The sequence below is a fragment of the Halomonas sp. H10-9-1 genome (genome assembly GCF_040147005.1).
Taxonomy (GTDB): domain Bacteria; phylum Pseudomonadota; class Gammaproteobacteria; order Pseudomonadales; family Halomonadaceae; genus Halomonas.
The window spans coordinates 3,046,991-3,071,081 of record NZ_JAMSHO010000001.1 but is presented as its reverse complement, the minus strand read 5'-3'; the positions used below and the strand labels follow the sequence as shown (position 1 = coordinate 3,071,081).

General features: G+C 67.2%; 16 protein-coding genes and 1 tRNA gene. 10 read left to right on the top strand and 7 right to left on the bottom strand.

The window, feature by feature from the left end:
- Positions 1 to 181: 181 nt before the first annotated feature.
- Positions 182 to 257: transfer RNA gene (locus tag NFH66_RS14110), tRNA-Thr, on the bottom strand.
- 35 nt (positions 258 to 292) lie between these two features.
- On the bottom strand, positions 293 to 1,114 hold the full coding sequence (locus NFH66_RS14105) for an acyl-CoA thioesterase (protein ID WP_349610836.1): 822 nt from the start codon (positions 1,112 to 1,114) through the stop codon (positions 293 to 295).
- Positions 1,115 to 1,190: 76 nt separating this feature from the next.
- On the opposite strand from NFH66_RS14105, the gene tadA reads away from it, so the two are divergent.
- Positions 1,191 to 1,649, top strand: a complete 459-nt coding sequence (tadA, locus tag NFH66_RS14100) for a tRNA adenosine(34) deaminase TadA (protein WP_349610835.1) — start codon at positions 1,191 to 1,193, stop codon at positions 1,647 to 1,649.
- A gap of 3 nt (positions 1,650 to 1,652) precedes the next feature.
- On the opposite strand, the gene mltF is transcribed toward tadA, so the two are convergent.
- Positions 1,653 to 3,101 (bottom strand): membrane-bound lytic murein transglycosylase MltF, encoded by a 1,449-nt coding sequence (gene mltF, locus NFH66_RS14095; RefSeq protein ID WP_502878679.1) that lies wholly within the window; start codon positions 3,099 to 3,101, stop codon positions 1,653 to 1,655.
- A 155-nt stretch (positions 3,102 to 3,256) separates the two neighbouring features.
- Between mltF and purL the strand changes: the two genes are divergently transcribed.
- Together purL and radD are read left to right on the top strand one after the other, a co-directional pair.
- On the top strand, positions 3,257 to 7,207 hold the full coding sequence (gene purL, locus NFH66_RS14090; protein ID WP_349610833.1) for a phosphoribosylformylglycinamidine synthase: 3,951 nt from the start codon (positions 3,257 to 3,259) through the stop codon (positions 7,205 to 7,207).
- A gap of 11 nt (positions 7,208 to 7,218) precedes the next feature.
- Positions 7,219 to 9,090, top strand: coding sequence for a DNA repair helicase RadD (gene radD / locus NFH66_RS14085; RefSeq protein WP_349610832.1), 1,872 nt, complete (start codon positions 7,219 to 7,221; stop codon positions 9,088 to 9,090).
- A gap of 63 nt (positions 9,091 to 9,153) precedes the next feature.
- On the opposite strand, the gene NFH66_RS14080 is transcribed toward radD, so the two are convergent.
- Entirely contained in the window at positions 9,154 to 9,444 is a 291-nt protein-coding gene (locus NFH66_RS14080; protein WP_349610831.1) for a PP0621 family protein, read from the bottom strand.
- A gap of 96 nt (positions 9,445 to 9,540) precedes the next feature.
- On the opposite strand from NFH66_RS14080, the gene NFH66_RS14075 reads away from it, so the two are divergent.
- The gene (locus NFH66_RS14075) at positions 9,541 to 11,172 is read left to right on the top strand and encodes an NAD+ synthase (RefSeq protein ID WP_349610830.1); all 1,632 of its coding nucleotides are present in this window, start codon (positions 9,541 to 9,543) and stop codon (positions 11,170 to 11,172) included.
- A gap of 114 nt (positions 11,173 to 11,286) precedes the next feature.
- Here NFH66_RS14075 and NFH66_RS14070 read toward each other — a convergent pair whose 3' ends face one another.
- Both NFH66_RS14070 and NFH66_RS14065 read right to left on the bottom strand, forming a co-directional pair.
- Complete coding sequence (locus tag NFH66_RS14070) at positions 11,287 to 13,080, bottom strand: diguanylate cyclase domain-containing protein (protein ID WP_349610829.1); 1,794 nt, start codon at positions 13,078 to 13,080, stop codon at positions 11,287 to 11,289.
- Positions 13,081 to 13,302: 222 nt separating this feature from the next.
- On the bottom strand, positions 13,303 to 14,175 hold the full coding sequence (locus tag NFH66_RS14065) for an outer membrane protein assembly factor BamD (RefSeq protein ID WP_349610828.1): 873 nt from the start codon (positions 14,173 to 14,175) through the stop codon (positions 13,303 to 13,305).
- Positions 14,176 to 14,328: 153 nt separating this feature from the next.
- Between NFH66_RS14065 and rluD the strand changes: the two genes are divergently transcribed.
- The 5 genes from rluD to ilvN all read left to right on the top strand — a co-directional run bounded on the left by rluD (position 14,329) and on the right by ilvN (position 21,736).
- Positions 14,329 to 15,288: a 23S rRNA pseudouridine(1911/1915/1917) synthase RluD gene (gene rluD, locus NFH66_RS14060; RefSeq protein WP_349610827.1), complete on the top strand. Its 960-nt coding sequence runs from the start codon at positions 14,329 to 14,331 to the stop codon at positions 15,286 to 15,288.
- 27 nt (positions 15,289 to 15,315) lie between these two features.
- Positions 15,316 to 16,071, top strand: coding sequence for a peptidoglycan editing factor PgeF (gene pgeF / locus NFH66_RS14055; RefSeq protein ID WP_349610826.1), 756 nt, complete (start codon positions 15,316 to 15,318; stop codon positions 16,069 to 16,071).
- A 308-nt stretch (positions 16,072 to 16,379) separates the two neighbouring features.
- Complete coding sequence (gene clpB / locus NFH66_RS14050) at positions 16,380 to 18,998, top strand: ATP-dependent chaperone ClpB (RefSeq protein ID WP_349610825.1); 2,619 nt, start codon at positions 16,380 to 16,382, stop codon at positions 18,996 to 18,998.
- Positions 18,999 to 19,520: 522 nt separating this feature from the next.
- Positions 19,521 to 21,245 (top strand): acetolactate synthase 3 large subunit, encoded by a 1,725-nt coding sequence (locus tag NFH66_RS14045; protein ID WP_349610824.1) that lies wholly within the window; start codon positions 19,521 to 19,523, stop codon positions 21,243 to 21,245.
- Entirely contained in the window at positions 21,245 to 21,736 is a 492-nt protein-coding gene (ilvN, locus tag NFH66_RS14040; RefSeq protein WP_349610823.1) for an acetolactate synthase small subunit, read from the top strand. The genes NFH66_RS14045 and ilvN overlap by 1 nt, the downstream gene beginning before the upstream one ends.
- 186 nt (positions 21,737 to 21,922) lie before the next feature.
- Here ilvN and ilvY read toward each other — a convergent pair whose 3' ends face one another.
- Positions 21,923 to 22,810, bottom strand: coding sequence for an HTH-type transcriptional activator IlvY (gene ilvY, locus NFH66_RS14035; protein WP_349610822.1), 888 nt, complete (start codon positions 22,808 to 22,810; stop codon positions 21,923 to 21,925).
- A 177-nt stretch (positions 22,811 to 22,987) separates the two neighbouring features.
- On the opposite strand from ilvY, the gene ilvC reads away from it, so the two are divergent.
- On the top strand, positions 22,988 to 24,004 hold the full coding sequence (gene ilvC / locus NFH66_RS14030) for a ketol-acid reductoisomerase (protein ID WP_349610821.1): 1,017 nt from the start codon (positions 22,988 to 22,990) through the stop codon (positions 24,002 to 24,004).
- Positions 24,005 to 24,091: the final 87 nt, after the last annotated feature.

Sequence of the window (24,091 nt, the reverse complement as noted above, 5' to 3'; positions counted from 1 at the left end):
GGCGGGATCAGGCTTGATCTTGATGATGGACCCCTTCGAAATCTCGCGGGTGAATTCGCCCATCGCGGTGGCGATCACCCTGCCCAGCGTCACCTATTTGCCACCTATCTTTCACCTATGCCAACCCGGTGTGGGGAGGTGGGGTGGTTGTATGTGTAACTAGTTGATATTAGGTATTTTTTGGTGCCGCAAAGAGGAGTCGAACCTCCGACCTACGCATTACGAGTGCGTTGCTCTACCAACTGAGCTATTGCGGCCTGGCTGGCATGGTAGCGCCCGCGGGGCGTCGCGGCTAGCCTTCGCCGTCGCGCAGGCGGGTCAGCCCCTCCTGGGCGGTGGAGGCCACCAGGCGGCCGTGGCGATCGAAGATGCTGCCGCGGGAGAAGCCGCGGGCGCCGCCGGTCCAGGGGCTGTCCATGTCGTAGAGCAGCCAGTCGTCGACGCGCACGTCGTGGTGGAGCCACAGGGCATGGTCGAGGCTGGCGATCTGCAGCTTGGGGTCGCGGTACCCTATGCCGTGAGGAACCAGGGCGGTGGTCAGCAGGTTGAAGTCGGAGCTGTAGGCCAGCAAGCTGCGGTGAGGTGCGGGGTCATCGGGCAGCTCGCCGACCAGGCGGAACCAGACGCGCTTGCGGGCCGGCTGGCCGGCGTCCCACTCTTCGCCGTCGAGCAGGAATTCGATGGGGTGGTTATCGAAGCGCGCCAGCCGGGCGCCCTCTGCGATCAGCTGTTCCGGTGATGATACCCCGGGCATCGCGGTCTGGTGGGCGATGCCCTGTTCCGCGCCGTGGAAGGAGGCGCTGCAGAAGAAGATCGGCCGCCCCTTCTGGATGGCGGTGATCCGGCGGGTGGTGAAGCTGCCGCCGTCGCGAATGGTGTCCACCTGATAGACTATCGGGCGGTGCGGGTCGCCCGGACGCAGGAAGTAGCCGTGCAGCGAGTGGGCGCGGCGCTCGGCGGGGACGGTCTGGCTGGCGGCCGAGAGCGCCTGCCCCAGCACCTGGCCGCCGAACAGCTGCGGCAGGCCGAGGTCCTGGCTTGTGCCGCGGAACAGGGTCTCCTCGAGAGGCTCGAGTGCCAGCAGGTTAACCAGGTCGTTCAGGGCGTCGGTCATGGAGTTCTCCCGGGGTGGCAGCCACGGCCACTATTCATACGATTGTTTCAGGCCAGTCTACACGGAGTCGACGGCGGTGCGCAGCGATGAATTCTACATGCATCGGGCCCTGGATCAGGCCCGCCTGGGGCTTGTCGCCGGCGAGGTGCCGGTGGGGGCGGTCGTGGTCGATGTCGCCGGCGAGATCGTCGGTGTGGGCTTCAACGCCCCGGTGGCCGGCCATGATCCTAGCGCCCACGCCGAGATCCGGGCCCTGCGCGATGCCGGGGCGCGTCTCGGCAACTACCGCCTCGATGGCTGCACCCTCTATGTGACGCTGGAGCCCTGCCTGATGTGCACCGGGGCGATCATCCATGCTCGCCTGGCTCGCGTGGTCTATGGCGCCGCCGAGCCGCGCAGCGGCATGGTGGAGTCGAAGGCCAACCTCTTCGCCCAGCCCTGGTACAACCACCGGGTGGAGGTGCAGGGCGGGATACTGGCCTCTCGGGCGTCTCTCCTGCTCAGGGAGTTCTTCGCCGCGCGTCGCCAGGCGTGAGCCTCATGGTGGCAGGCCCGCCTGCCCGCTGTCATCGGCCCGGGCATTGAGCCGCGGGAACTGCCGCCGGCTGCGCTCCACGTAACTGAGAATCTCGTGATAACGGCGGATATTGTGGACATAGATCACCGGCTCGCCGCCCCGGGCGTAGCCGTACTTTGCCTGGCTGTGCCACTCACGCTGCTGCAGCAGCGGCAGCGACTCGCGAACATCGGCCCAGAGGTCGGGGTCACCGCCGCGCTGCTCGGTGATTCGGCGGGCATCGTAGAGGTGCCCCAGTCCCACGTTATAAGCCGCCATGGCCATATAGAGGCGGTTGTCCCCCTGAATCGAGTCGGGCAGGCGGTCATGCAGCTGGCGCAGGTAGCGGGCCCCGCCATGGATGCTTTGGGCGGGGTCGAGACGGTTGCTGACCCCCAGGTCGCCGGCGGTGGCGTTGGTCAGCATCATCAGTCCACGCACGCCAGTAGGGGAGGTGGCCTGGGGGTTCCAGTGCGACTCCTGGTAGCCTATGGCGGCCAGCAGTTTCCAGTCGAAGTCCAGTGCTCGCGCGGCCTCGCGAAAGAGTTCGGTGTACGTGGGGAGGCGCGCCTCGACATGCTTGAGAAAGGTGCGTGTGCCGACGTACTCCAGAAAGTCGTCATGGCCGAAGTAGCGCGCCACCAGGGCCTCGAGCTCGCCGCTCTCGTGCAGACCGGAAAGGAAGCGGTTGGCGGCCTCGACCAGCGCCAGGCTGCGCTCGGTCGGGAAGGCCCAGGCCATGGAGAGCGGGTCGCCGAGCAGGAAGCCGCGCTCCACGTCGGGGAAGAAGAGCCGGTTGAGGCGAAACTGATGGTCGAAGAGCACCGCCGCGTCGAGCTCGCCATCCTCGACCTGGCCGAGCAGCTCGGCGACCTCCACCTCGGAGGAGGCCTCCCAGCGCAGGTCCGGATAGCTAGCCTGCAGTTCGTTGAGCACGCGGCCGGTGCCTGCACCGCCGATGGCGCCGAGGGTCAGCCCGGGCAGGTCGTCGGGGGTCTCCACCGGGGTGAGCCCACGGCGATAGACGACGACCGGTTGCAGCTCGATGATCGGTCGACTGAAGACCACCCCAGGCAGGTCGGGCTCCAGAGGCAGGGCTGCCGCCGCCATGTCGCCCTCCTGGCGCACCGCCTCGAGGGCGCTTTCGATATGGTGATCGGCACGAATGGTCAGGCTGACGCCCAGCTGACTGGCGAAGCGGCGTGCCAGTTCGTACTCGAAGCCGGTGGGTCCCTCGCGCCCCTCGTAGTAGGTGGTGGGGGTGTTGCGGGTGTGCACGCTGAGCAGTTCCCTGGCGAGAATCGTCTCGAGCTGGTCCTGCCTGGCCGAGCGCGGCGGCTCGGGGAACAGGCTCAGGACAATCGCCAGCAGGGCGATGGTGGTGTGCCTCAGGCGTGCGCTCGGGGTCAGGGGCGGAGGGATCAGGGGCATGCGGTGACGGGCTGGAAAGGGACCCTTCACGATACCCAGCCCGACGGTAGCTGTCATGTGCTGGATTTCTCGCCACCTGCGCTTTCCAGTATCATGTGCGCTCGTTGCCGCAGGCCGCGGCACCCGATCGTGAAGACTCTCAGAGGCTCCTGGATATGCTCGAACTGCGCGGCGCCCCCGCCCTCTCCGCCTTCCGTCATGCCAAACTGCTGGCCGCCTTGCGCGACGGCGTGGGTGACGTCGCCTCGCTTTCGGCGGAGTACGTGCACTTCGTCGACCACGAGGGCGAGCTGTCCGGCGAGGCCCTGGCCGTGCTGGAGCGGCTGCTCGACTACGGGGTCGAGCCCCGGGGGAGCGATGCCCGCGAGGGGCAGCTGTTCCTGGTGGTGCCGCGTATCGGCACCCAGTCGCCCTGGTCCTCCAAGGCGACCGATATCGTCCATAACTGCGGGCTGTCCCAGGTGCGGCGGATCGAGCGCGGCATCGCCTACCGGGTCAAGCTCAAGGGGATGCTCTCCGAGGAGGCCTTCGAGCGGATCATCGCCATCCTGCATGACCGCATGACCGAGGCGGTGCTCACCGACTCAAGCGATGCGGCGCAGCTCTTCGCCCATCATGAGCCGGCCCCGCTGGGCAGCGTCGACCTGCTGGTGGGAGGGCGCGAGGCGCTGGTCACCGCCAATGCCGAGCTGGGCCTGGCCCTGGCCGAGGACGAGATCGACTACCTGGTCGAGGCGTTCCACGAACTGGGGCGCAACCCCACGGACGTCGAGCTGATGATGTTCGCCCAGGCCAACTCCGAGCACTGCCGCCACAAGATCTTCAATGCCGACTGGGTGATCGACGGCGAGGCGCAGAGCCACTCGCTGTTCAAGATGATCAAGAACACCTACCAGGCCTCGCCGGACGACATCCTCTCCGCCTACAGCGATAATGCCGCGGTGATCCGGGGCAGTGAGGCGCCGCGCTTCTTCCCGGCACCGCTCACCGGCCGGGCGGGGGAGCGGGCGACCTACGCGGGCCATGTCGAGCCGATCCAGATCCTGATGAAGGTGGAGACCCACAACCACCCCACGGCCATCGCGCCGCACCCGGGGGCGGCCACCGGTGCCGGTGGCGAGATCCGCGACGAGGGCGCCACCGGCATCGGCGGCAAGCCCAAGGCGGGGCTCAGCGGCTTCACGGTCTCCAACCTGCGCATCCCCGAGTTCGTGCAGCCCTGGGAGGCCTTCGACTACGGCAAGCCCGAGCGCATCGTCTCGGCGCTGGCGATCATGCTCGAGGGACCCATCGGCGGGGCGGCCTTCAACAACGAGTTCGGCCGGCCCAACCTCACCGGTTATTTCCGTACCTACGAGCAGGACGCCCTGGGTCGTGACGGCATCGAGCGGCGTGGTTTCCACAAGCCGATCATGATCGCCGGTGGCTACGGCAACGTCCGTGACGGCCACGTACAGAAGGGTGAGATCCCGGTGGGGGGCAAGCTTATCGTGATGGGCGGCCCCGCCATGCTGATCGGCCTGGGCGGCGGCGCGGCCTCCTCCATGGCCTCCGGCGCCTCCAGCGCCGACCTGGACTTCGCCTCGGTGCAGCGCGGCAACCCCGAGATGGAGCGCCGCGCCCAGGAGGTGATCGACCGCTGCTGGGCCCTGGGAGAGGCCAACCCGATCCGCTTCATCCACGATGTGGGGGCCGGCGGGCTCTCCAATGCGTTGCCGGAACTGGTCAAGGACGGCGAGCGCGGCGGCCTGTTCGACCTGCGCGCGGTGCCCAACGCCGAGCCGGGCATGAGCCCGCTGGAGATCTGGTGCAACGAGGCCCAGGAGCGCTACGTGCTGGCGGTGGCGCCCGAGGATCTCGAGACCTTCGAGGCGCTGTGCGCCCGCGAGCGCTGCCCCTACGCGGTGGTCGGGGAGGCCACCGATGCCCATCACCTGGAGGTCCGCGACGGCCACTTCGAGACTCTTCCCGTCGACCTGCCGATGAGCGTGCTGTTCGGCAAGCCGCCGAAGATGACCCGTGAATTCCAGCGCCAGGCCAATGAGCTGTCGGGCGTGATGCTCGACAACCTCGACCTGCGCGAGGCCATGGACCGGGTGCTGCGCCTGCCCACCGTGGCCTCCAAGAGCTTCTTGATCACCATCGGCGACCGTTCCATCACCGGCCAGGTGGCCCGCGACCAGATGGTCGGGCCCTGGCAGGTGCCGGTGGCAGACGTGGCGGTGACCACGGCCAGCTTCGACACCCACGCCGGCGAGGCCATGGCCATGGGCGAGCGTCCGCCGGTGGCGCTGATCGACCCGGCCGCCAGCGCCCGTCTGGCGGTGGCCGAGGCGATCACCAACCTGGCGGCGGCACCCATCGAGAAGATCTCCGATATCAAGCTCTCCGCCAACTGGATGAGCGCGGCGGACCACCCCGGCGAGAATCAGGCGCTGTACGACGCCGTTCACGCCGTGGGCATGGAGCTCTGCCCGGCACTGGGCATCGCCGTGCCGGTGGGCAAGGACTCGATGTCCATGCGCACCGCCTGGCAGGGGGCGAGCGAGAAGGGCGAGGTCGAGGAGAAGAGCGTCACTTCGCCGCTCTCCCTGGTGATCACCGGCTTCGCCCCGGTCACCGATGCCATGCGTACCCTGACGCCCCAGATCAATCTGGAACAGGATGAATCCGACCTGATCCTGATCGACCTGGGCGGCGGCCGCAATCGCCTGGGAGGCTCGGCCCTGGCCCAGGTCTACGGCCAGGTCGGTGACGAGGCCCCGGATCTGGATGACCCGGAGGACCTCAAGGCGTTCTTCGCGGTGATCCAGGGGCTCAACGCCGCGGGCAAGCTGCTGGCCTACCACGACCGCAGCGACGGCGGCCTGCTGGTGACCCTGCTGGAGATGGCCTTCGCCGCCCACGCCGGCCTCGAGATCAAGCTCGACTGGCTGGTGAATGAGCCGGTGGAGGCCTTCAGCGCGCTGTTCGCCGAGGAGCTGGGCGCGGTGATCCAGGTGAGCCGCGAACACACCGAGGAGGTGCTGGCCCAATTTGCCGCTGCCGGTCTCGAGACCTGTGGCGTCATCGCCCGGCCGCGTTACGACGACCAGGTGCGCGTCACCCTCTTCGAGGAGCCGCTGCTGGAGACCACGCGGCTGCGTGCCCAGCGCACCTGGACCGAGACCAGCTATCGCCTGCAGGCCCTGCGCGACAACCCGGAGTGCGCCAAGAGCGAGTTCGACGGCCTGCTCGACGACCGCGACCCGGGGCTCTCCGCCACGCCCACCTTCGAGGTCGACGAGGATATCGCGGCGCCCTATCTCCAGGCCCCCGGGCTCAACCTGGCTCGCCCGGCGGTGGCGGTGCTGCGCGAGCAGGGCGTCAACGGCCAGGTGGAGATGGCCTGGGCCTTCGATCGCGCCGGCTTCGAGGCGGTGGACGTGCACATGAGCGATATCCTCGAGGGACGGGTGTCGCTGGATGAGTTCAAGGGCCTGGTGGCCTGCGGCGGGTTCTCCTATGGCGACGTGCTGGGGGCCGGGGGCGGCTGGGCCAAGTCGGTGCTGTTCAATGCCCGCGCCCGGGAGCAGTTCGCGGCCTTCTTCGCGCGCGACGACAGCTTCTCGCTGGGGGTGTGCAACGGCTGCCAGATGCTGGCCCAGCTCAAGGAGCTGATACCCGGTGCCGACGCATGGCCGCGTTTCGTGCGCAACGAGTCGGAGCAGTTCGAGGCCCGCGTGGCGATGGTCCAGGTGGAGCAGAGCCCCTCGATCCTGCTGGCTGGCATGCAGGGCTCGCGGCTGCCCATCGCCGTGGCCCACGGCGAGGGCCGTGCCGAGTTCCGCGACAGCGCCCACCTGCGCGGGATGCAGGGCAGCGGCGCGGTGGCCCTGCGCTACGTGGACAACTACGGCCAGGTCACCACCCGCTATCCGGCCAACCCCAACGGCTCGCCCTCCGGCATCACCGGGCTGACCACTCCCGACGGCCGGGTCACCATCATGATGCCCCACCCGGAACGGGTGGTGCGTGCGGTGACCAACTCCTGGCGCCCGGCGGAGTGGACCCGGGACGGTGCCTGGCAACGTCTGTTCCGCAATGCCCGTGTGTGGGTGGACTGAGGGGGTCCCTGTTGCCTCATGACCCTGCACAGAAGGCGGCCTCCGGGCCGCCTTCGGCGTCTGCGGCGCCCTCCCTGCGCCCCTACCAGCGGGAGGCGGTGCGCCGGGTCATCGAGCATTTCCGTGGCTCGCACGACCCGGCGGTGGTGGTGCTGCCCACCGGCAGCGGCAAGTCGCTGGTGATCGCCGAGCTGGCACGCCTGGCCCGGGGACGGGTGCTGGTGCTGGCCCATGTGCGCGAGCTGGTGGAGCAGAATCATGCCAAGTACGCGGCCTACGGCCTCGCGGCGGATATCTACAGCGCCGGCCTGGGGCGCAAGGAGAGCGGCCGCCAGGTGGTGTTCGGCTCGGTGCAATCGGTGGTGCGCGGCCTCGACCGCTTCGCCTCTCCATCCCGGGGGCAGGGCGACTTCACCCTGCTGGTGATCGACGAGTGTCACCGGGTCGCGCCCGCCGAGGATGCCAGCTACCGCCGGGTGATCGAGGGGCTGCGCCGGGCCAACCCGCGGCTCAAGGTGCTTGGGTTGACCGCCACGCCCTACCGGCTGGGGCAGGGCTTTATCTACCACCGCCACCACCACGGCATGGTGCGCGGCGATGAAGCCTGTTTCTTTCAGGCGTGCGTCTTCGAGCAGCCGCTACGCCTGATGGTGAAGCAGGGTTACCTGGCCGAGCCGCGGCGCATCGATGCGGCGGTGGAGAGGTATGACTTCTCGGCGCTGGCGCCGGGGCCGGGCGGCCTGTTCCGGGAGGAGGAGCTCAATCGGGTGGCGGCGGGAAACCGTGCCACCCCGGGCATCATTGCCGAGGTGGTCGAGCGCGCCCGGGAACGCCAGGGGGTGATGCTGTTTGCCGCAAGCGTGGCCCACGCCGAGGAGATCCTTGGCTACCTGCCCGGCGGCGAGGCGGCGCTGGTCACCGGCGAGACCCCCTCCGCCGAGCGCGAGCGGCTGATCACCGCCTTCAAGGCGCGCGAGCTCAAGTATCTGGTCAACGTGGCGGTGCTGACCACCGGCTTCGATGCGCCCCACGTGGACCTGATCGCCATCCTGCGTCCCACCGAGTCGGTGAGCCTCTACCAGCAGATCGTCGGCCGCGGCCTGCGCCTCGCGCCGGGCAAGCGCAACTGCCTGATCCTCGACTATGCCGGCAACCCCTGGGACCTCTATGCGCCGGAGGTGGGCTCCCCGCAGCCCGCCTCCGACAGCGAGCCGGTGCAGGTCGAGTGCCCCGCCTGCGGCCATGCCAACCTGTTCTGGGGCAAGCGCGACGGCGACCTGGTGATCGAGCACTTCGGGCGGCGCTGCCATGGCCTGGTGCCTTCCAGGCGCACCCGACCCCACACGAAAAGCGTAAGTTCAACGACGACGTCGACGACGGTGGCGATGGAGCAATGTTCGTTTCGCTTTCGCTTCAAGGTGTGCCCCGACTGCGGTGCCGAGAACGATATTGCCGCCCGGCGCTGCCACGGCTGCGAGGCGCTGCTGGTGGACGCCGACGACAAGTTGAGGGAGGCGCTGCGTCTGCGCGATGCCCGGGTGTTGCGGGTGGCGGGGATGCAGCTTGAGGCCACCGTCAACGGCCGGGGACTGCCGCGGTTGAAGGTGACCTACCATGATGAGGACGGCGCGACGCTCTCCGAGTGGTTCGCCCTGGAGACCCCGGCCCAGCGAGGAGCCTTCGCCGCGGCTTTCCTGCGTCAGCACCTGCGGGCGCCGGGGGTACCCTTCAGGCCTACCGTGCCCGAGGAGGTGGTCGCCGAGCAGCATCGGCTACGCCATCCGGATTTCGTGGTGGGGCGCAAGGTGGGTCGCCACTGGCAGGTGCGCGAGAAGCTCTTCGACTATACCGGACGCTATCGTCGCGCGGACGCGGCGGGGTAGGGCCGCCGGCACTTTACCCGGCACTTCACCGGAGCCGGCCCGCGTGGCAATGGTCGCGGTGCCTCAGGGGTGCGGGTCGTCGTCCCGGTCGCCCTTTTCCTGCTGCTCCTGGAGGAAGCGGTCGCGGTGGGCGCTGGAACAGAACCACTCGCCGCGCGCGCGCTGGGCCTCGCCCTCCGGCACATGCACCTGGCACCAGGCGCAGCGCACCATCCGGTTGCCCCGGGCGCTCTCGCGATCGTCCTCCAGCAGCTCTTCACGGTCCAGCTTCCACTGTCGGTACATGCGGTAGAGCTTGAGGCCGGCCAGGAACAGTACGGCGAAGATGATCAGGCGAATTATCAAGAGGTTCATCCGGGTGGCTCCCAGGAGGGGTGGCCGGCTTTGCCAGCCGGCCGTCCATGCGGGACAATGAGGGCATACATCGATTCTCGAGAGATTTCCAAGCCCATGCAAGACCTGACGCTGGTGATGGCTCAGCTGGACCCTCTGGTAGGGGACATTCCCGGCAACACCGAGTGTGCCATCGAGGCGGTGCGCGAGGCGCGCATCGAGCATGGCGCCGATATCGTGGTGCTCCCCGAGCTGTTCCTGACCGGCTACCCGCCGGAGGACCTGCTGCTGCGCCCTTCCATGGAGACTCGCCTGCGTGCGGCGCGTACCCGTATGGCGGAGAAGGTGGTGCGCGACGTGCTGGTGATCGTCGGCTATCCCGGCCGCCGCGAGGGGCGACTCTGGAACCTGGCCGGTGTGCTCTACAACGGTGAATGGCTGGGCGAGTATGCCAAGCAGGCGCTGCCCAACTACGAGGTGTTCGACGAACAGCGCTATTTCGCCCGTGGCAGCGCACCGCTGGTGATTGAGCATCGGGGCGCGAAGCTGGGCCTGCTGATCTGCGAGGATCTCTGGGAGGAGGCGCCGGCGCGCCAGGCGAAGGAGGCCGGCGCCGAGATCCTGGTCAGCCTCAATGCCTCGCCTTTCCACCAGGACAAGCCCGCCGAGCGGTTGCGCCTGCTGGAGGAGCGCGCCGCGGCGGTGAAGCTGCCCATCGTCTACGTCAACCAGATCGGTGGCCAGGACGAGCTGGTGTTCGACGGCGGTTCGGCCTGCGTGGATGCCGCCGGTGAGCTGATGCTCCAGGCACCCCACTGGGCGGTGGGGGTGATGCCGGTGCAGTTCATCCACCAGCAGGGTGCCTGGGTGCCCCAGCCCGGCGAGACCGAGCCCGACGTCGGGCCGGAGGAGAACCTCTACTGCGCGTTGGTCACTGGGCTGCGCGACTACGTCAACAAGAGCGGCTTCGAGGGGGTGGTGCTGGGGCTCTCGGGGGGCATCGACTCCGCCCTGTCGCTGGCCATCGCCGTGGATGCCCTGGGGCCCCAGCGGGTGCAGGCGGTGATGATGCCCTATCACTACACCGCGGATATCTCGAAGGAGGATGCCGCCAAGCAGGCCGACATGCTCGGCGTGCACTACGAGGTGATGCCCATCGAGCCCATGGTGGAGGCGTTCATGGCGACCCTCGCCGGGGCCTTCGAGGGCGCGGCGCGGGATACCACCGAGGAGAACCTGCAGTCGCGCTGTCGCGGCGTGTTGCTGATGGCTCTCTCCAACAAGAAGGGGCTGATGGTGCTGACCACCGGCAACAAGAGCGAGATGGCGGTGGGCTACGCCACGCTCTATGGCGATATGGTGGGCGGCTACAATGCCCTCAAGGATGTCTACAAGACATGGGTCTATCGCCTGGCGCGCTGGCGCAACAGCCAGTCGCTGGCGATCCCCGAGCGGGTGATCGAGCGGCCGCCCTCCGCGGAGCTGGCCCCGGACCAGCAGGATAGTGATTCGTTGCCCGATTACGACACCCTGGACGCCATCCTGGTGCGCTACATCGAGGGCGACATGAGCGCCGAGGCGATCATCGAGGCGGGCTTCGACCACGACGATGTCTATCGGGTGGTCAAGTTGGTGGACCGCTGCGAGTACAAGCGTCGCCAGGCGCCGGTGGGCGTGCGGGTGACCCGCCGAGGTTTCGGTCGCGACCGTCGCTACCCCATCGTCAACGGCTGGCAGCCGGGGGAGTGAGCCTCGGAGAGTAGCGGCGAGAGGTTGATGTCGCGCAGAACCACGGGAACCGGCGCTGTCAGTGGCAGCGCCGGTTCCTGCATTCAGGGGGCCCAGCCTGGGGCGTTGACGAGCTTACGCCGGGCTCGGGCCCGCGTGGCTGGTGTGCTGGCGCCAGGTGTTGCGGCCGGCCTGCTTGGCACGGTACATCGCCGCGTCGGCGGCCTCGAGCAGAACATGCCCGTCATCACCATCCTCGGGATGGTGGGCGATGCCCACGGAGACGCCGATGTGGATCTCATGCCCGTCGAGGGCGAAGGGGGGCGTGAGGGCGTCTATCAGCTTGGCTGCCACGCGGATGGCGCCCCGGTCGTCGTCAAGCGGCATCAGCACGACGACGAACTCGTCACCGCCCAGTCGGGCCAGGAAGTCGGCCTCGCGCAGCGCCCCGCGCAGGCGACGGGTCACGGCCCGCAGCAGGTCGTCGCCGGCAGCATGGCCGAGGCTGTCGTTGACCTCCTTGAAGTGGTCCAGGTCCAGGAACAGCACCGCCAGGCCGATCCCTTCGCGGCGTGCCAGGCGCAGTGCCTGGGCTAGGTGCTGCTCCAGGTGGAGGCGGTTGGGCAGGCCGGTCAGTTCGTCGTGCAGGGCGCGGTGCTGGACCTCCGCCTCGGCGGCCTTCTGGGCGGTGATGTCGTTGAAGATATGGATATGCCGCCGTGGCTCACCCAGCTCGTCGCGCACCGTGCTGATGGTCTGCAGGGCGGCGAGGGTGCTGCCATCGGCCCGGCGGTAGTGTATTTCCCCCTGCCAGGCATCCCCGCGGGCCAGGGCCCCGCCGCCCGGGGCCAGTGTCTCGGGGGCGTCGACGACCAGTGCCATCAGCGCCTTGCCTTGGACCGCCTCGGGCGAGTAGCCCAGCAGCCGGGTGAAGGCCGGATTGATGTCGAGCAGGTGCTGGTCGGCATCGGTGATGGCGATCGCCTCGTGGGCATGCCGGAAGACGCTGGCCGCCTGGCGCAGCTCCTCGTCGGTCTCGGCCAGCCGCTGCGCCTGCCTGGCCACCCGGGTGAGCAGTGGCGCCAGGGCGTGGCTAACGATGGCGGTGCCAAGCAGGGCCAGCAGGCCCACCGCAATCACGGGCCACAGCAACTGGTCCCAGACGGCGTGCAGGATATCGGTATCGGGTATTGCGACCCGCAGCTCCCAACCGGGGGTCTCGAGGGGCACGCGGTAGACGGCCTGATGCGGCGCGCTGTGCGCCGGGTCGAGGGGGGCGAGGCTCGCGCCCGACGCGGTGGCGGTGAGTTGCAGTCCACTGGACTGCTCGACCAGCACCTGGCGCACGTTGGGGCCGAAACGCCGGCCATCCGCGAGCAGGGCGGCGAGCCGCTCGGTGCTGAAGACCAGAATGTCGCGACCGATGGGCTGGCCCTGGTGGCCGACAATCGTCAGGCACGTCTGCAGCAGCGAAGGGTCGTTCTGGATCAGGGTGACACGGCAGGTGGCGACATCGCTGACTTGGGCAAGTGCCGGGAGCATGGCGAGGAACGGGGGCGTGCCCAGTTGGGCGATCGCCTCATCTGCCGGGCCCAGGCGCAGTATGCCCCTGATATCGCGGCTCTCGTCGAGGGCATCGTTCAGTCGGGGCTCGGTGAAACGCTGCAGTGCCGGTAGCGAGACCTCTCCCAGGGTGTACTGCTCGAGGCGCATGCGAATTTCGCTGCGGCTGGCGAGCTGGCGGGCGATATCGACGTAGCGTGTCAGTTCGTGGTGCAGGGCCGCCGCCTGGGCTTCCGCCCCCAGGCGAGTGGTCTCCTCGACGCTGGTGCGGGCGGCCTGATAGAAGGGGAGGGCGGTGGTGAGTCCGGCCAGCAGGCCGGTGATCAGGATGCCCAGGGCGGCCAGGATCCGGATGTGCCGGTGCATCCGGCGGATTCGCTGAGTGACGCGCGATGGGGGGCCTGGGCTCATGGGGGGCCTATCGATCAGGGGAGTCGTGATGCCATACCAGCCTCAGTATACCTAGGGGTGGTGCCGGGTGACTCTTGTACCTTGGACCATACGCAGTCGTCATACACAACAGTCATACACAACATGGGGCCACCAGCAAGGCTGGCAGCCCCATGAGGCGGTGCGGGTGGGGTGCGCTCAGGCAGAGATCGATTCGGCGTCGACATGGCGCGGCTCGAAGCTTCGCCCACGCAACTGGTCGTGGTCCGGGGCGTTGGCGATCAGCACGCGGAGTACCTCGCGGGCGCGGTCGCGCATCTCCAGGCCCAGGTAGCCTTCGACCATGACTGCCAGGGCATCACGGGTCGCCTCGCTCTCCGGGTAGTTCTCGATCACCCAGCGGCCCCGCTCCACGGCGGCCAGGTAGGCGCCGCGGCGCATGTAGTAGTCGGCCACGTGCAGCTCATGGCGTGACAGCAGGTTGCGCAGGTAGACGATGCGCTGGCGGGCATCCGCGGCGTACTGGCTGGCGGGGTAGAGCCGGACGAGTTCGCGGAAGTCGGTGTAGGCATCGCGGGAGGCGCCCAGGTCGCGCTTGGAGATGTCGATCAGCTTGAGACGCTCGAGGCTGAAGCGCCCGGCCTGCCAGGCGGCCAGCCCGCGCATGTAGAGCGCATAGTCGGCCTGGGGATGGCTGGGGTGCAGGCGGATGAAGCGGTTGGCCGCGGCGCGGGTCGCTTCCCAGTCGTCGATCTCGTAGTAGGCGTAGATCAGCTCCAACTGGGCCTGCTCGGCGTGGCCTCCGAACGGAAAGCGGGTGTCCAGTGCCTCGAGCCGGGAGATGGCCGCGGTGAAATTGCCGCGGTCCAGGGATTCGCGCCCCTCCTCGTAGAGTTCGCGCTCGTCGAGGTTGGCATATGCGACCTCTTCATCCGCGACCCACGGCGTGGAGCTGCTGGCGCCCTCGTCGCGGGAGTCATCGGAGCCACCGCCGAACAGGGAGCAGCCGGTCAGCAGGCTGGTGGCCAGTAGCAGGGCCGCGAAACGGGCAGGGGAGTTGGAAACGCGCATCGTGATCCTCGTGGCAAACACTCGTAGCAAACAACGCGAACAGGCCGTGTTAGAATCGGCTCTAAACCCGCTCACTATAAAGCACTGCGTGGCAAAACGCAGTCATCGGCGGCGCCTCGTTCCCGATCTCCGCAAACGGTCATTCTATCTCCCATGTCCCAGACCTTCGAAGCACAGCAGCGCGTACCCGACGCCATGGCCGGCCAGCGCCTCGACCAGGCCGCCGCGGAGCTATTCGCCGATTTCTCCCGTGAGCGCCTGAAGGCCTGGATCAAGGCCGGCGACCTGACCCTGGACGAGCGGCCGGCGCGTCCCAGGGACAAGGTCTACGGCGGCGAGTGGCTGCGGCTGTGCGCCGAGGTCGAGGATGATAGCCGCTTCGAGCCCGAAGACATCCCCCTGGACGTGGTCTACGAGGACGACCAGGTGCTGGTGCTCAACAAGCCGCCGGGCCTGGTGGTGCACCCGGCGGCGGGTAACCCGGACGGCACCCTGCTCAATGCCCTGTTGCACCACGACCCGGCGCTGGCGTCGGTGCCCCGGGCCGGCATCGTGCATCGCCTCGACAAGGACACCAGTGGCCTGATGGTGGTGGCCAGGACCCTGACCGCCCAGACGGCGCTGGTGGAGCAACTGCAGGCGCGCACGGTGTCGCGGGAGTACGATGCGGTCTGCGTGGGCGTTATGACCTCCGGCGGCACGGTGGATGCGCCCATCGGCCGGCACCCCAAGGATCGCAAGCGCCAGGCGGTGACCGCTTCGGGCAAACCGGCGGTGACCCACTACCGGGTGGTGGAGCGCTTCCGCGCCCACACCCATGTGCGCTGCCGGCTGGAGACCGGGCGCACCCACCAGATTCGTGTGCATCTCGCCCATCTGCGCTATCCCCTGGTGGGTGACCCCGTCTACGGTGGCCGCCTCAAGCTGCCGGCCGGCGCCTCGGAGACGCTCAAGGAGATCCTGCGCGAGTTTCCGCGCCAGGCGTTGCACGCCCGCAAGCTGGCCTTCGTGCACCCGGGCAGTGGCGAGACGGTGAGCTTCCGGGCGGCCCTGCCGGACGACCTGCTGATGCTGCTCGACTACCTGCGCGACGATCACCAGACGATGCGCTGACTTCCCTGCTGTGCCGAGGAAACTGCCATGAGCGACGCCCCCGACCTGCGGCCCTCCCTGGTCCTGCCCGACTGGCCGGCGCCCACCTCCGTGGGAGCCTTCGTCACCACTCGCGAAACCGGCCCCAGTCAGGGCGACTTCGCCTGCTTCAACCCAGCCGATCACGTGGGCGACAATCCCGACCATGTGGCGCTGTGCCGGCGGCTGCTGCAGAAGCAGGTCGACGGCGAACGCCCGCTGCTGTGGCTCAATCAGGTACACGGCGCGCGAGTGCAGCAAGGCTACACGGACGCATCGCCGGAGGCCGATGCCGCGGTCGCCTTCGATCGTGGCCATGCCTGCGTGGTGCTTACCGCCGACTGCCTTCCCGTCTTCTTCTGTGACCGCCGCGGCGAGCGCGTGGCGGTGGCCCACGCCGGTTGGCGTGGGTTGGCCGGCGGGGTGCTGGAGGCCACGGTGGCGGCATTGGGGGTGCCGCCGGAAGAGCAGCTGGCCTGGCTGGGGCCGGCGATCTCCAATGCCCAGTTCGAAGTGGGGCCCGAGGTCTATCAAGCCTTCGTCGGCGTGCATCCCGAGGCCGCCGATGCCTTCGATCCCAGCCCCTATCGCCTGGGTCACTACATGGCCGACCTCTACCGCCTGGCGCGGTTGCGCCTGGAGCGCCTGGGCGTCTCCCATATCAGCGGTGGCCATTTCTGCACCGCTTGCGAGTCACGCTTCTACTCCCACCGTCGTGACGATGGCAGCACGGGGAGAATGGCCAGCGTGATCTGGCTGCGATAGCGCCAAGGCGCGATACCGGCTTGTAGGAGGGCGGCTCCGCCGCGCGACTGGCGCCGTCAGGCGCCCCGGGGTGTTATCGGTGTCGACCCTCTCCTCGGGGAGGCCTTCGGCCTCCAGTCGCGATGCAAAGCATCCCTCCTACCACTGGCCCTCTTGCTCCTATCGATTGATCCGCATCAACTTGCCACGCATTTCCTCTCGTTGGCCGACTTGAAACCGGCCTGACTTGACGCCATTTCAGATGTCAAGACATTCACAGGGCCAAGCGGGGCGTCTGATCGCCTCGCCATCCCGATGGAGGACGTGATATGCGTTTCGACAAGTTTACCGCCAAGCTGCAGAACGCCGTGGCCGATGCCCAGTCGCTGGCCGTGGGCCGCGGCCATAACCAGCTCGAGCCCGGCCACCTGCTGCTGGCGCTGCTCGACGCCACCGACACCGGCGTCAAGGCGCTGGTGCAGAAGGCCGGCGCCGATGCCGCTCGCCTGCGTGATGTGCTGGTCGGGCATCTCGACGACCTGCCCAGGGTCGCCCAGTTCGACGGCGAGGTGCAGCCCTCCCGCGACCTGATCAAGCTGTTCAATCTCACCGATCGCGAAGCCCAGAAGCGTGGCGACCAGTACATCGCCAGCGAACTGGTGCTGCTCGCCGCGCTGGAGATGGGCGGCGCGGTGAGCAAGTTGCTGGCCCAGGCCGGCGTGACCCGCAAGGCGCTGGAGACGGCCATCGACAGCGTGCGTGGCGGCGAGAGGGTCGACGATCCCAACGCCGAGGAGGCCCGCGAGGCGCTGGAGAAGTACACCCTGGATCTCAACGAGCGTGCCGCCAGCGGCAAGATCGACCCGGTGATCGGTCGCGACGACGAGATCCGCCGCACCATCCAGGTGCTGCAGCGGCGTACCAAGAACAATCCGGTGCTGATCGGCGAGCCCGGCGTGGGCAAGACCGCCATCGTCGAGGGCCTGGCCCAGCGCATCGTCGATGGCGAAGTCCCCGAGGGCCTCAAGGACAAGCGCGTGCTGTCGCTGGACATGGGGGCGCTGCTGGCCGGGGCCAAGTTCCGTGGCGAGTTCGAGGAGCGCCTGAAGGCGGTGCTCAAGGAGCTCGCCCAGGAAGAGGGGCGGGTGATCCTGTTCATCGACGAGCTGCATACCATGGTGGGGGCCGGTAAGGCCGAAGGGGCCATGGATGCCGGCAACATGCTCAAGCCGGCCCTGGCACGCGGCGAGCTGCACTGCGTGGGCGCCACCACCCTGGACGAGTACCGCAAGTACATCGAGAAGGATGCCGCCCTGGAGCGCCGCTTCCAGAAGGTGCTGGTGGACGAGCCCTCCGAGGAGGACACCGTGGCGATCCTGCGCGGCCTCAAGGAGCGCTATGAGGTGCACCATAAGGTCGACATCACCGATGGTGCCATCATCGCCGCGGCCAAGCTCTCGACCCGCTACATCACCGACCGCAAGCTGCCCGACAAGGCGATCGACCTGATCGACGAGGCCTCCTCGCGCATCCGCATGGAGCTCGACTCCAAGCCCGAGGAGATGGATCGTCTCGATCGCCGGCTGATTCAGCTGAAGATGGAGCGCGAGCACCTCAAGAAGGAAACCGACGAGGCTTCCCGCCGGCGTCTGGAGAGTCTCGAGGAGGAGATCACCGGGCTCGAGCGCGACTACGCCGATCTCGATGAGATCTGGAAGGCCGAGAAGGCCAGCATCCAGGGGGCGGGACAGTTCAAGGAAGAGCTCGACCGTGCTCGCATCGACCTGGAGCAGGCCAAGCGACAGGGCGACCTGGCGCGCATGTCCGAGCTTCAGTACGGCGTGATACCCGAGCTCGAGAAGAAGATCGCCGAGTTCAGCGAAGCTGAATCGGATACCACGCAGCATACCCTGCTGCGCTCCAACGTTACCGAGGAGGAGATCGCCGAGGTGGTCTCGCGCTGGACCGGCATCCCGGTGGCCAAGATGCTCGAGGGGGAGCGTGACAAGTTGCTGCGCATGGAGGAAGCGCTGCATGAGCGCGTGATAGGCCAGGACGAGGCGGTCACCGCGGTGGCCAATGCGGTGCGTCGTTCCCGGGCCGGCCTCGCCGACCCCAACCGCCCCAACGGCTCCTTCCTGTTCCTCGGCCCGACCGGGGTGGGCAAGACCGAGCTTTGCAAGTCGCTGGCCAACTTCCTGTTCGACACCGAGGAGGCGATGGTGCGCATCGACATGTCGGAGTTCATGGAGAAGCACTCCGTGGCCCGGTTGATCGGTGCGCCTCCCGGCTATGTCGGCTACGAGGAGGGCGGCTACCTGACCGAGGCGGTGCGCCGCAAGCCCTACTCGGTGCTGTTGCTCGACGAGGTGGAAAAAGCCCATCCGGATGTCTTCAACATCCTCTTGCAGGTGCTTGAGGATGGTCGCCTCACCGACGGCCAGGGGCGCACCGTGGACTTCCGCAACACGGTGATCGTGATGACCTCCAACATGGGCTCGGACATCATCCAGCGCATGAGCAGCGACAGCGGCGACGCCGACCAGGACTACGCGCAGATGAAGGAGATGGTGATGGCGGTGGTCGGCAATCACTTCCGCCCAGAACTGATCAACCGCATCGACGAGGTGGTGGTGTTCCACGCCCTCGGCCAGGAGCAGATCCAGGCCATCGCCGGGATCCAGTTGGATCGCCTGCGCGCGCGGCTGGCCGAGCACGACCTGGCACTCGAGGTCAGCGATGCCGCCATGGCCCAGCTGGCGGTGGTGGGCTTCGATCCGGTGTTCGGCGCCCGCCCCCTCAAGCGGGCCATCCAGGCGCGCATCGAGAACCCGCTGGCCCAGGATCTGCTGGCCGGCAAGTTCTCTCCCGGTGACGTCATCCAGGTGGATGCCGACGAGGACCGGCTGGTGTTTCGCAACGCCCGGAGCGCCGCCGCCGCGCCGTGATGAAGAGTGTGCCGCCGGGAGCATGTGCTGCCGGCGGTACTCGCATCCTCGGGCTCCCTGTCTAAACTGAATGACAGGTTGCGTCCTGTAACCCCCTTGCCCGTCCCTCCCCGCGAGTGGACGGGCTCTTTTGTGGTGCTCGGCCTGCCAGGGTGCCTTGCCGAATGACCCGTGATGGGCTACCCACGCTGTTTCCGCGGTTGACACTGCTCCGGCGCTAATGGAATCTTGACCCTTCCTGATACGGGCACGGACCCAGCGGGCAACCCCCCATTTCCGTGTGAAGGGTAGGCCTCACGGCCTCTACTCGCCGAAGGACTTCCGATAACGGGCCCACCGCCCGGGTCGGCCAACGCCCCGCCGCGGCGAACCGCCGTGATGAGAGTGCAGGCCCCAACAGGGCTTCTTGCCAGGGTTTGGCATCAGGTGCCGGCACGGCCGGCAGCGGCATACCGCCGCACTCGACACCGTCTCCCGCAGCGGGGACGGATCGCACTCGAGACCTCCAGGGGAGAAACACACGTGGAATTACTATCCGGCGCGGACATGATCGCCCGCTTCCTGCAGGATGAGGGCGTCGAATATATCTATGGTTATCCCGGTGGCGCGGCGCTGCATATCTATGACGCCCTGTTCCGCCAGGACAAGGTCAAGCACATCCTGGTGCGCCATGAGCAGGCTGCCACCCACGCCGCCGACGGCTATGCCCGGGCCTCCGGCAAGCCGGGCACCGTGCTGGTGACCTCCGGCCCCGGCGCCACCAATGCCGTCACCGGCATCGCCACCGCCTATATGGACTCGATTCCCATGGTGGTGCTGTGCGGCCAGGTGATGAGCCACCTGATCGGCGACGATGCCTTCCAGGAGACCGACATCATCGGCGTGACCCGGCCGATCGTGAAGCACAGCTTCTCGATCCGTCACCCGAGCGAGATTCCGGAAGTCCTCAAGAAGGCCTACTACCTGGCCGCCAGTGGTCGGCCGGGGCCGGTGGTGGTGGACATTCCCAAGGACATGACCGCTCCCACCGAGCGCTACGAGTACGTCTACCCGAAGAAGGTCAAGATGCGCTCGTACAACCCGGTTACCCGTGGTCATAGCGGCCAGATCAAGAAGGCCGTGGAGTTGATGCTCAAGGCCAAGCGGCCGGTGTTCTATACCGGTGGCGGCGTGATCACCGGGCGGGCCAGCGAGGGGCTGACCGACCTGGTCAAGCGCCTGGGCTACCCCATCACCACCACCCTGATGGGCATCGGCTCCTATCCCCAGAGCGACCGCCAGTGCCTGGGCTGGTTGGGCATGCACGGTTCCTTTGAATCGAACATGGCCATGCACCATGCCGACCTGGTGATCGCCATCGGCGCGCGCTTCGACGACCGCGTCACCAACAACACCTCCAAGTTCTGTCCCACTGCCAAGGTCATCCATGTGGATATCGACCCGAGCTCGGTCTCCAAGACCGTGCGCGCCGATGTGCCCATCGTGGGGCCGGCGGGCAGCGTGATCAGCGAGATGATCAGCCTGGTGCAGGGCAAGGAGATCGCGCATCCCGAGGCCCTCGAGGAGTGGTGGCAGAAGATCGACGGCTGGCGCGAGGAGCGCGTGGGCAAGCTCTACGAGCCCTCGAAGCCCGGCGAGTCGATCAAGCCCCAGGAGGTGATCGAGGCGCTGTGCCGGGTGACCCGCGGCGAGGCCTACGTGACCACCGATGTCGGTCAGCACCAGATGTTCGCGGCCCAGTACTACAAGTTCGACAAGCCCAACCGCTTCATCACCTCCGGTGGACTGGGGACCATGGGCTTCGGCTTCCCGGCGGCCATGGGCATCAAGCAGAACTTCCCCGACGAGCAGGTGATCTGCGTGACCGGCGAGGGTAGCTTCCAGATGATGATGCAGGAGCTCTCCACCTGTAAGCAGTTCGGGGGCGGCGTGAAGATCGTCAACCTGAACAATGCCTCGCTGGGCATGGTGCGTCAGTGGCAGGACCTCAACTACAAGTCGCGTCACGCCCACTCCTACATGGAGTCGCTACCCGACTTCCAGAAGTTGATCGAGTCCTATGGCTTCACCGCGCTGAAGGTCGAGACCCTCGACGAGCTCGAGCCGGCACTGGAGCGCACTTTCGCCGACACGCACGAACTGGTGTTCCTCGATGTGGCGGTCGACCCGCACGAGCACGTCTATCCGATGCAGGTGCCCCTGGGCTCCATGCGTGACATGCTGCTTTCCAAGACGGAGCGAACCTGATGCGCCATATCATCTCGATTCTGATGGAAAACGAACCGGGCGCGCTGTCTCGCGTGGTGGGGCTCTTCTCGCAGCGTAACTTCAACATCGAGACGCTGAACGTGGCGCCCACCGAGGACCCGACCCTATCGCGCCTCACCGTCACCACGGTGGGGGACGACCGGGTCATCGAGCAGATCACCAAGCACCTCAACAAGCTGATCGACGTGGTCAAGCTGGTCGACCTCACCGAAGGCAACCACATCGAACGCGAACTGATGCTGGTGAAGGTGAAGGCGCTGGGCTCGACCCGTGATGAGGTCAAGCGCACCGCGGACATCTTCCGTGCGCAGATCGTCGATGTGACGGCGAGCCTGTTCACCGTGCAGATCACCGGCGATGCCGGCAAGCTCGACGCTTTCCTGCAGGCCATGGAGCCAGTGGGGGTGCTGGAGGTGGCGCGCACCGGGGTGTCGGGTATTGCCCGCGGCGACAAGGTGCTGTCGCTTTGATTTACTACTGCGCTCGATATCTCGGCCGCCGGCGGTGCTCGCAATCCTCATTGAGCTGCCAGTCAACTCCGGTTGCTGCGCTCCGGCGGCGACCGACCTATCTTCGCTCGTGACGTAAATCGTTGCCCGTTTTGCATGATCAATAAGGCCGCCCCGAGGGGCGGCCTGCGTGTTTCTGGGTCCGGTTCAGCGCTCCACCACCTCGTCCCAGAGGGCGCGGATCAAGGGGCTCTTCAGGCGCCGCTCGAGCACACAGAGGCCTACGTCATAGTGGGGTAGCTCGGGCTTCACCGGCAGGATGCGCACCCGTTCCCGCAGCGGGCTGTTGTCCAGCACGATCTTCGGTACCACGCCGATGCCGAAGCCCAGCCCGACCATGCTGACGATCGCCTCGTGGCCGGCCACCTGGGCGTAGATCCTGGGGAGTACGCCCAGCGCGCGGAACCAGGTGTCGGCGTAGCTGCGCGACAGCCCCGCCTCGGAGAGGATCATCGGCACCTCGCGCCACTGCTCGGCGCTGGGAGATTCCGGCATGGGAGGGATCCAGTCAGGGGTCTCCCTGGGCGCAATAAAGACCAGCGGCGCCCGGGTCAGCGACTTGAAGGCCAGTGCCTCCGGGGTCTGGCGCGGCCGGGGGGTGATGGCCATGTCCTCGTCGCCGGCCAGGACGCGACTCATGGCCTCGGCGGGATCGCCGGTGTGCAACTTGAGTTCGATGCCGGGGTGGTGGCTGCGAAACTCGCTGAGCAGCGCGTAGAGGAAGCTGTAGCTGGCGGTGACCGAGCAGTAGACGCTGATCTCGCCGGTGAGGTGTCGCGCCTCGCTCATCAGCGACTGGCGTAGCTCCTCCCAGCGTTCCAGGGTCTCACGGGCATAGCGCTGGAAGGTCTCACCCTGCCGGGTCAACGCCACGTGGCGGTTGTCGCGCTCGAACAGGGTCACTCCGAGACTCGCCTCCAACTGGCGGATGGAGCGGGAGAGGGTGGAGGTGCTGACGTGGCACGCCTCACTGGCGCGCCCGAAGTGCAGGGTGTCGGCCAGGGCGAGGAAGTGGTTGAGGGGGCGCATGTCCATGCCGGCAATTGTTGCATATCCTGAGATGTAATGTTGCAAATATCGCGTTTTACGCAATAGCGAGGCTGGCGTATGGTTGAGCCACTGGATGCCGCGAAACCCAGTCCCGCGATAGACGGAACGGGTGGCCATCAACGCCGACACACTCACTTCTTCCATGTATTTCAGGAGCACGACATGCACGTTTACTACGACAAGGATTGTGACCTCTCCCTCATCCAGGGCAAGAAGGTCACCATCGTGGGCTACGGCTCTCAGGGTCATGCCCACGCCAACAACCTCAAGGAGTCTGGCGTCGATGTGACCGTCGCCCTGCGTGAGGGCTCCTCCTCCGCCGCCAAGGCCGAAGGTGCCGGCCTCAAGGTCGCCAGCGTGCCCGAGGCGTGCAAGAGCGCCGACGTGGTGATGATTCTGGCGCCGGACGAGAACCAGAAGGCGATCTACGAGAATGAGGTCGAGCCGAATCTCAAGCAGGGTGCCACTTTGGCCTTCGCACATGGCTTCAATATCCACTACAACCAGATCGAGCCGCGCCAGGATCTGGACGTGGTGATGATCGCGCCCAAGGCCCCGGGTCACACCGTGCGCTCCGAGTTCGTGCGTGGCGGCGGCATTCCGGACCTGATCGCCATCCACCAGGACGCCACCGGCAGCGCCAAGGAGCTCTCCCTCTCCTACGCGGCGGCCATCGGCGGCGGTCGCAGCGGCATCATCGAGACCACCTTCAAGGACGAGACCGAGACCGACCTGTTCGGCGAGCAGGCTGTGCTCTGTGGCGGCGCCGTGGAGCTGGTCAAGGCCGGCTTCGAGACCCTGACCGAGGCGGGCTACGCCCCGGAGATGGCCTATTTCGAGTGCCTGCACGAGCTCAAGCTGATCGTCGACCTGATGTACGAGGGCGGCATCGCCAACATGAACTACTCCATCTCCAACAACGCGGAGTATGGCGAGTATGTGACCGGTCCCGAGGTCATCAACGACGAGTCGCGCGCGGCCATGCGCAATGCGCTCAAGCGCATTCAGGAAGGCGAGTACGCCAAGATGTTCATCAATGAGGGCAACAGCAACTACCCCTCGATGACTGCCCGTCGTCGCCTGAACGCCGAGCACCCGATCGAGCAGGTGGGTGCCAAGCTGCGCGGCATGATGCCGTGGATCGCCGCCAACCAGCTGGTGGACAAGAGCAAGAACTGATCAGCCGATCTGGCCCATCGGGCTCTCGGTATCGGCAGCATGATCCGGGGTGCAGGCGACTGCGCCCCGGGTCGTTTCTGGCGTTCG